Annotated in this window: 10 protein-coding genes; 8 read left to right on the top strand and 2 right to left on the bottom strand. The window is 41.2% G+C overall.

Translation table 11 applies throughout. The features are described from left to right. The coding region (locus VB732_RS30465) for a hypothetical protein (RefSeq protein ID WP_416235787.1) at positions 1-212 on the top strand (212 nt) is incomplete at its 5' end. Positions 213-259: 47 nt separating this feature from the next. Here VB732_RS30465 and VB732_RS30460 read toward each other — a convergent pair. Beyond that, positions 260-442 carry a GUN4 domain-containing protein gene (locus VB732_RS30460; RefSeq protein ID WP_323234593.1) on the bottom strand — a complete coding sequence of 61 codons (183 nt, stop codon included), beginning with the start codon at positions 440-442 and terminating at the stop codon, positions 260-262. A gap of 16 nt (positions 443-458) precedes the next feature. On the opposite strand from VB732_RS30460, the gene VB732_RS30455 reads away from it, so the two are divergent. The 6 genes from VB732_RS30455 (at position 459) to VB732_RS30430 (ending at position 3,981) form a co-directional block, all read left to right on the top strand. Next, complete coding sequence (locus tag VB732_RS30455; protein ID WP_323234591.1) at positions 459-797, top strand: type II toxin-antitoxin system RelE/ParE family toxin; 339 nt, start codon at positions 459-461, stop codon at positions 795-797. Continuing rightward, on the top strand, positions 790-1,083 hold the full coding sequence (locus VB732_RS30450) for a hypothetical protein (protein ID WP_323234592.1): 294 nt from the start codon (positions 790-792) through the stop codon (positions 1,081-1,083). The genes VB732_RS30455 and VB732_RS30450 overlap by 8 nt, the downstream gene beginning before the upstream one ends. Positions 1,084-1,285: 202 nt before the next feature. Then, the gene (locus tag VB732_RS30445; protein ID WP_251955901.1) at positions 1,286-1,606 is read left to right on the top strand and encodes a 2Fe-2S iron-sulfur cluster-binding protein; all 321 of its coding nucleotides are present in this window, start codon (positions 1,286-1,288) and stop codon (positions 1,604-1,606) included. Positions 1,607-1,872: 266 nt separating this feature from the next. Further along, a complete protein-coding gene (locus VB732_RS30440) occupies positions 1,873-2,052 on the top strand; it encodes a hypothetical protein (protein ID WP_323234590.1) in 180 nt (59 codons plus the stop codon). A 138-nt stretch (positions 2,053-2,190) separates the two neighbouring features. Continuing rightward, positions 2,191-3,252 (top strand): DUF3326 domain-containing protein, encoded by a 1,062-nt coding sequence (locus VB732_RS30435; protein ID WP_323234589.1) that lies wholly within the window; start codon positions 2,191-2,193, stop codon positions 3,250-3,252. A 126-nt stretch (positions 3,253-3,378) separates the two neighbouring features. Continuing rightward, positions 3,379-3,981 carry a CPBP family intramembrane glutamic endopeptidase gene (locus VB732_RS30430; RefSeq protein WP_323234588.1) on the top strand — a complete coding sequence of 201 codons (603 nt, stop codon included), beginning with the start codon at positions 3,379-3,381 and terminating at the stop codon, positions 3,979-3,981. Between the two features lie 56 nt (positions 3,982-4,037). On the opposite strand, the gene VB732_RS30425 is transcribed toward VB732_RS30430, so the two are convergent. Further along, positions 4,038-4,433 (bottom strand): hypothetical protein, encoded by a 396-nt coding sequence (locus VB732_RS30425; protein ID WP_323234587.1) that lies wholly within the window; start codon positions 4,431-4,433, stop codon positions 4,038-4,040. A 957-nt stretch (positions 4,434-5,390) separates the two neighbouring features. On the opposite strand from VB732_RS30425, the gene VB732_RS30420 reads away from it, so the two are divergent. Continuing rightward, positions 5,391-7,973, top strand: coding sequence for a GAF domain-containing protein (locus VB732_RS30420; protein ID WP_323234586.1), 2,583 nt, complete (start codon positions 5,391-5,393; stop codon positions 7,971-7,973). The last annotated feature ends 377 nt before the right edge of the window (positions 7,974-8,350 follow it).

Raw genomic sequence — 8,350 nt, 5'->3', positions numbered from 1 at the left:
CTAATGAGCAATGCTGTGCCCTTACAAATGGTCTGTATTCTATGTCAACTGCGATCGCTGTAACATTAAGGCTTAATGTTGTAACCTTAAGTCTTAATGTTCTAGCTCTTTGGCTTAATGCTGTAACTTTAAGGCTTAATGCTGTAACCTTAAGGCTTAATGCTGTAACATTGTGCAGAGTGTGTATTGTTGATTTACACCCGCAAAGTTGAAAAAAATTTCAAGATGGAAATCTCACCAGCTTGTATTGCGAATTGCTTTAGATGTTAGAGTTTACAAGTCTCGATGCAAGAGAAGAGACCAACTCGCTACCCACGCTAACCACCCACTCCTCCCCCCTCAAGAATAAAGGGAGGTGTCCTCTAGGGGAAGAGGTATCAAAAGTAACTTTCGAGTAATAGATCCAACTACTTTCCACTCTCCATCCTACGCGATCGCGCATTTGGGAAAATTTCAATATGGAAGTTCAACCAAAAGAAATCAGGAATTATTTAAGATTTGATGGTATAGATATTTTTTCTGAGTGGTTTGACTTTCTGCGGGATAGAAAAGCAAAGGCTAAAATCAGAGCAAGGCTTGACCGAGTAGAGGAGGGTAATTTAGGTGATTGTAAATCAGTTGGTGAGGGTGTTTTTGAACTCAGAATAGACTATGGTTCTGGCTACCGCATATACTTTGGGCAGGAAGGGTCAACAATTATTATTCTTTTGTGTGGTGGCGATAAAGGTACTCAAGATAAAGATATTGCTAAAGCCAAGGAATATTGGAAAGATTATAAGAGTAGAGATGATGCCTAAAAGTACAAGCTATCATGAAAAACTGATTCAAGACTTAAAAAATCCACTAGAAGCAGCAGCTTATATTGAAGTTGTTTTAGAAGAAAGCGATCCTAAAATGTTAAGTAAGGCGTTGAAAAATGTCATAGAAGCGCATGGTGGAGTTGATCGGCTTTCTGCACAAGTCAAGGAACTCTACAATAAACTTGACCAGATGCTATTAGATAAAGGCGAAATTGAGTTTTACAGTCTAAATTCTTTGTTGGATGCTTTAGGGTTACATTTGGCTGTAACAGTAAAGCCGTAATTCGCAATTCGCAATGACTTTTGCGGACTCGCTTTAAGCGTTGACGCAGCCTCTCTAAGAGTTGGCTTTACGCTACGCTAACGCAATTCGCAATTCAATACGGTTGAGTTATGGTCAAAAATTTTTATAGTAACATCTAGATATTTTTAACTAATTCAGATAAACTAAGAAATTTGTCCGTTGCATCACGCTTCTTTTGTATATGCCCAAAACTTACACCGTAGAAATCGATCACCAAGGCAAAATTCATACCTTGCAAGTTCCTGAAAATGAAACGATCTTATCAGTTGCCGAAGCTGCTGGTTTGGAACTGCCGAGTTCTTGTAATGCTGGTGTTTGCACAACTTGCGCCGGTCAAATAAGCGAGGGAACTGTGGATCAAACTGATGGTATGGGCGTTAGTCCAGATTTGCAAAAGCAAGGTTACGTATTGCTTTGTATTGCCAAACCCCTTTCTGATTTGAAAATTCAGACGGAAAAAGAAGATGCACTTTATCAGTTACAATTTGGCAAAGGCAAATAATCAGCGAACAGTTATCAGATGATGTTTGTAAAGCCTGGCGACTAGAAGTCGCGGCTACACAGACAAAACCTGCCTCCGCAGGTTAAAAACCCTTAATTTTTTCTTATTGTTTGTGTAGTAGCGTTCGCCCTTGGCGTGCCGGAGGCATCATTCTATTCGCCCAATACTTTTAAAACATCCTCTCAGTACTTTATAAATAACATAAGGATTTCATCGCAGATGAAATCAGCTACTCTAGAAACTACAAATCAATAGGATTTACCAAAATGACGACTCATTTTATTACCGCAGAAATTGATTTACAAGAAACTCCCGCAGAGTTACTAGAAGTAATTGAAACAGAGTTAAAGAAACAAGGCGAACCTCTGCGTTGGGCAGTTACTTCTGTGGATACTGACGAACAAAAAGCTACGGTTGAAGCTGTGGTGACAAAGAGTGCTGAGTAGTGAGTGCTGAGTGCTGAGTACTGAGTTAGAAGTTGAGAGTTGAGAGATGGAAGTTGTAAAGTTGAGAATTAGAAATTGGGAGTTAGTATTTAATGGCTTTTGATTGATAAACTCATAACTCAGCACTCAGCACTCAATATGCGTCCATACACCGCTATTTTAATTGTACCAACTGGGGTTGGGGCTGCCATTGGGGGTTATGCCGGAGATGCTTTACCTGTTGCTAGAGTTATAGCACAGGTTTGCGATCGCCTAATTACTCACCCCAATGTCCTTAATGGCGCAAGTTTATACTGGAATCTTCCTAATGCTTTCTATGTTGAAGGTTACGGGCTTGACAAATTCGCTTCTGGATGTTGGGGTTTGCGTCCAGTCCGCAACAATAAGGTAGGTTTGCTTTTAGACCAAGGTATTGAGCCAGAGTTACGGCTACGACATATACAAGCCGCCGATGCAGTCAGAGCTACTCTGGGATTAACTCTAACAGATTATGTAATTAGTGATGCACCATTAAATGTAGAATTGCGGACTACAGCATCGGGAGCTAGTTGGGGGACAATTGGCAATCCAGATAGTCTATTACGGGCAGCAGAGATATTAATTAAAAAAGCGGGGGCAGAAGCGATCGCAGTTGTCGCCCGTTTCCCCGATGATATGGATGAGGAAGCAGTACAGAAATATCGTCAGGGTGAAGGCGTTGATTCCTTAGCGGGTGCAGAAGCCGTAATTAGCCATTTGCTAGTGCGAACCTTTCAAATTCCTTGCGCCCATTCTCCCGCCCTTTTGAGCGAACCTCCACAACCTGATTTATCTCCCCGTTCCGCCGCCGAAGAATTGGGCTATACCTTTTTGCCGTGCGTGCTTGTAGGATTAAGTCGTGCCCCACAATTTATAATAGATAAAGGAGCGACTGCATCAGAAAAAGGAGATATTTGGGCTGATGAAGTGGATGCTGCGATCGCACCTGCAACTGCTTGTGGTAGTAGTGCCTTACTGAGTTTAAGCCAAAGCCGATGCCAAATAATTACAGTCGAAGAAAATAAAACTCTGATCAAAGTTCCTCCCCAACCGTTGGGGATCAAAGTTATACAGGTAAACTCATATTTAGAAGCTGTGGGTGTATTAGTAGCACACAAAGCAGGCATTAACCCGTCTGCTCTGCGTCCTAAATTATCACCTTTGCAGTCAATTAGTCATTAGTCATTAGTCATTCTCCCCCTGCTCCCTGCCCCCTGCTCCCTGCTCCCTGCCCCCTGCTCCCTGCCCCCTGCCCCCTTCCCCCTGCTCCCTGCCCCCCGCTCCCTGCCCTTTCACCTTAAAAAACCTGTGATTGAACAACACAAGCAAGAGCCAGAAATTCCATATTTGACACGCATCCAAGTACTTGGAGCGATGGGAGTGACTGCAATCATTTTGTTGATAGTCGCCAAACTATCGTTGCACTTTGGTAACTTTTCCCTATTTTCTTGGAAGTGGGATGAAAAAGATTTGCTGTTGGGTGTAGGATTGGGACTTGTCATCACTGCGTTAAGTGGCATAGCTTATCGCATTTGGACTCCCTACCGCAAAAGTGCAGATTATTATCTAGAAGTTGTACTAAAACCCTTAGCGTTACCAGATTTAATTTGGCTGGGCTTGCTACCAGGTTTAAGTGAAGAATTATTATTTCGGGGTGTAATGCTGCCAGCTTTAGGCTTGGATAGCTTGGCTGTAATTGTATCGAGTGTTTGCTTTGGCGTTTTGCATTTTAGTGGTTCCCAACAATGGCCTTATGTAGCTTGGGCAACCATTGTCGGGATGATATTGGCATATAGCGCCTTGCTCACAGGAAACTTATTAGTGCCTATTGTCGCTCACATGATTACCAATTGGATTTCTAGCTATTTCTGGAAAACTTGGCAATCGCGGCAATTAAAAAATAAATGTTGAGCTTGTAGAAATCAGTGCGTAGGCATCACACACTTTTAATTTAACCTTAAATAAAATTACGTAACTTGAGCGCTCTCACTAGATGCTTGCTGTGTAAGCTTTTTCAAGCGGCCCAACCTGCTTCTGCGGATACGTTCACTTTTGCGAACACCACCTGCCATTTCATATTCGCAGCTGTCTTTGCCGTATTTACAAGCAACTCCCATAAGCATTTTCTCAGATAAACTGCTTAAGTTTTTTTCTAACTCTTTAATCTCTGCTCTGGAAGAGTCAGCAATGATTAAAGCGATATTAAGAGCTTCTATCTTGTTACGTAACTTACCAATTAATTCTGTCATGTTTTTTAAGTTACAAGCATCCCCAAAATCCAGATTGACATCAATTGCTCTTAGTCCAGAGGATCTTAACTCAGCTTTTTCTAAAATGCGGGATATGCGTTGTTTCCGGGACATAGTTTACTTGTTTATGAAGTTTCTAAAGTTACTATGCTCTACTTAAACTATATTTTGTTCAGCAAAATCCACAAATAATTGTATTTTTATCAGATAAATACTGGTAAATTCTCGCAATTCATTTGCAAACTTCCGATCTTAATGGCAACTTAAGCATTTATAACTACAGCCTTGATACCCATAACAACAATTTAAGTTGTGGTCAATAAGAGGCAGGGGGCAGGGGGAAACCCCATAAACAAATTTAGGGGCTTGAAACTAGTGTGTTGACTCTATGCCTTTTGAGGGGGTAAAAATTCATGCAACATTTATGTAGTCATTGCGAGCGAAGCGAAGCAATCGCCTGGGATTGCTTCGCTCCGCTCGCAATGACAGGAGAGATATTTTTGACTCTCACAAAAATAGCATGAACCGAAAATCACCAAATTTTATCAAAGTCAATACCCTAGCTTGAAACCCTTTTTGCAGGGGAATTTCAGTATCTTTCTCCCCTGCTCCCCTGCCTCTTCGGTCAGCACAACTAAATGATTTTTATCGCAAATTTAAGTTATAGTAACCACAACTGAAGCATTCATAACAACAGCTTAAGCTGTGCTGACCACCACTTGATTTTTTATTATAAAAAATTGTGTGTTTATAACGACAAACGCAATTTACATAAAGTTCGCCTTACAAAAGCAAGATTGTTTAGCTGTATAGCTAGAAAATCGCAACATCTGATGGAAAAATGGGGTATTCCAACAAAGCGATATCTACGATGGGCTACGCCTACGCCATTTTATTGTTAACAAGCCCGTTAATCAGACTCAGGCGAAAGGGAATGAAAACCTTATGGAACATGACGTAGAAAGTTAGGTTTTAAAATACTCCTAAAAGCCAATCCTTGTTTAATAAGTTTTGTGTAGAATTTGGTGGTGAGGTTATTGATTCTCAATTGCAGCAAACCAGGTTTCATTTATGAGTCAGTCTTTTTCTCAAAACCAAGCAAGGCAAAATCGTCAACAAAGGCTGTGGCAACAAAAGTGGAGCTTAAAGACTAAAGCAATAGTTTGGGCCTTAAGTATAAGTGTCCTTCCTGTAGTTGCAATTGGAACAGCTACTTACTTTTATGGAAGTAATTTAATTACCAGACAAATTCCGCAAGTTAGCCAAGAGAATGGCGAAAGTTCAACTTCTACTGAACTTGCTTTACAAGAAAGGCAATTGTCACTCCTGCTAGCTGGGATGGGGGGAATAGGAATTGTAGCAGGTGCGATCGCTGTTTTTGTGGCGAATCGAGCTATTACTCGAATCAGTAAGGCTGCTGCAATGTCTAATAATATCAAGAATAAGCTACGTCCAGACAGCGAGTTTACTCAAATTTTTATCGCTAACGAAGATGAGTTAGTGATGCTAGAGAGAAACATCAGCTTATTCACAGAACTGCTTTCGGTTTTGGCACAAGAGAAAGAAGCCGAAGCTGATTACTCCGAACTATTGACAAAAATTACCCGATGGGTTCGAGAATCATTCAATCAACAAGATGTTCTCAAAACTACCTCGGATGAAATTCGCAAAGCTTTAAGTATTGACCGCGTAACCATTTTTTGCTTCAACTCCAACTCTAATGGAACTTTTATCGCCGAATCAGTAGCACCGGGTTTACCCAGAATATTAGGAGTTACAGTATCTGAGCCTGGGTTTGAGGCAGGGTATAGAGAAAAATACCAAAATGGTTCTACCCGTGCTATTGATAATATTTTCCAAACCGATCTCAGTGATAGTGATATTGAGTTGCTTCAGCAATATAGTGTCAAATCTAATTTAGTAGCACCTATTTTCAAAGGCAAAGAGCTATTTGGTTTATTGATTGGTCATCAGTGTTCTAGACAGCGTTTTTGGAAGCAGTCTGAGATTGATTTGTTCGCTCAGGTAGCCATGCAAGTAGGATTTGCCCTAGACTACGCCACGCTTCTAGAACAAGTAGACACTAAAGCAGATAAAGCCCAGATATTTATAGAAATTACCCGCAGCATTCGCCAATCGCTCAACGAAGAGGATGTCTTAAAAACTACTGTGGAAGAGGCTCGCAAAGCACTTAGTACTGACCGAGTGCTAGTTTATAGCTTTAACGCTAATTGGTCTGGAACTGTGATTGCTGAGTCAGTAGTTCCAGGTTATCCCAAAGTTTTGCGATCGGAAATCGAAGACATTTGCTTCAGTCGGGGTTATGTAGAAAAATATCAGTCTGGTCGCGTTGTCGCCACAAACAACATTCGTGAGTCAGGTTTGGCTGATTGTCACATTAACCTACTCGAATCCTTTGCTGTAAAAGCAAATTTGGTCGCACCTATTCTTAAAGACGAGCAGTTATATGGCTTATTAATTGCACATCACTGTTCCAGACCTCGTGATTGGGAACAGCCTGAAATCGATTTATTTGCCCAGATAGCCATGCAAGTCGGATTTGCTCTTGACCATGCCAGACTCCTGCAACGTGTCGAGGCTGAAGGTGTACAAAGTCAGTTGCTAGCGGATACTATCGGCAGCATTCGCCAATCGCTTAACGAAGAAGATGTTTTAAAAACCACTGTAGAAGAGGTTCGCAAAGTACTGAGTACTGACCGAGTGATGGTTTATAGCTTTAACGCAAATTGGTCTGGAACTGTAATTGCCGAATCAGTTGTTCTCACTTACCCAAAAATTTTGCGGGCTGAAATCGAAGATCCATGTTTTGGTCAAGGCTATGTAGAAGAGTATCAGTCTGGTCGCGTTCTGGCAATAAATAACATTTATGAAGTCGGTTTAGCTGATTGTCACATTAACCTACTCGAATCATTTGGTGTGAAAGCAAATTTAGTTGCACCCATTCTCAAAGATGAGCAGTTGTATGGTTTATTAATTGCACATCAATGTTCCAAACCCCGTAATTGGCAACAATCTGAGATTGATTTATTTGCCCAAATAGCCATGCAAGTCGGATTCGCTCTCGAACATGCCAGACTCCTGCAACGAATCGAGGCTGAAGCTATGCGAAGCCAATTACTAGTGAATATTACCCGCAGTATTCGTAAATCCCTTAAAGAAGAAGATGTCTTGAAAACCACTGTGGAAGAGGTTCGCAAAGCATTAAGCACTGATAGAGTACTGGTTTATACTTTTTATGCTAATTGGTTCGGAGTTATAATTGCCGAATCAGTGGTTCCAGCTTATCCCAAAGTTTTGCAGTCTAAAATCTATGACCCATGTTTCACTGAAGGCTATATAGAAAAGTACCAATCTGGCCGTGTTGTGGCTACAAACAACATTTATGAGTCAGGTTTGGCTGATTGTCACATTAGCCTGCTCGAATCTTTTGCTGTGAAAGCAAATCTAGTTGCACCCATTATCAAAGATGAGCAATTATTTGGTTTGTTGGTTGCACATCAGTGTTCTGGGCCTCGTGATTGGCAACAGCCTGAGATTGATCTATTTACCCAAATAGCTATGCAAGTAGGATTTACTCTCGATCATGCTAGGCTTTTAGAAGCTTATCAAGTTGGTGAAACTAGCTCTAATTAATAGTCATATCATGTCCGACTTAATACTTATGTCATTGCGAGCGTTGCGCGGCAATCCCAAACCTTTGCGATTGCTATCTCTACGAGACGCTACGCGAACATTCCACTTCGTTGCATTCGCAATGACATATTATAAGTGATTTGCCGAAGATGGTATAAAGGACGCTGTAAGAGCAATTGATGAATTGCCCCTACCTGAGAGTTGGGTATCTCACATCTTGCACATTTTAAAAATCTTATACTGTAAGGCTTTGAGAAATCTCATAAAAATGTGCAAGTTTCATATTTTGCGGGAGCGTTCATCGCGCCCGTGGGAGGCTCACATCTTGCACCTAGCCCTAGCGATTAGAAATCGCGGCTATACAAACGAAGTCCGCC

The organism is Nostoc sp. UHCC 0252, assembly GCF_034931145.1.
Lineage (GTDB): Bacteria > Cyanobacteriota > Cyanobacteriia > Cyanobacteriales > Nostocaceae > Nostoc.
This window is presented reverse-complemented; position numbering and strand designations above follow the sequence as displayed.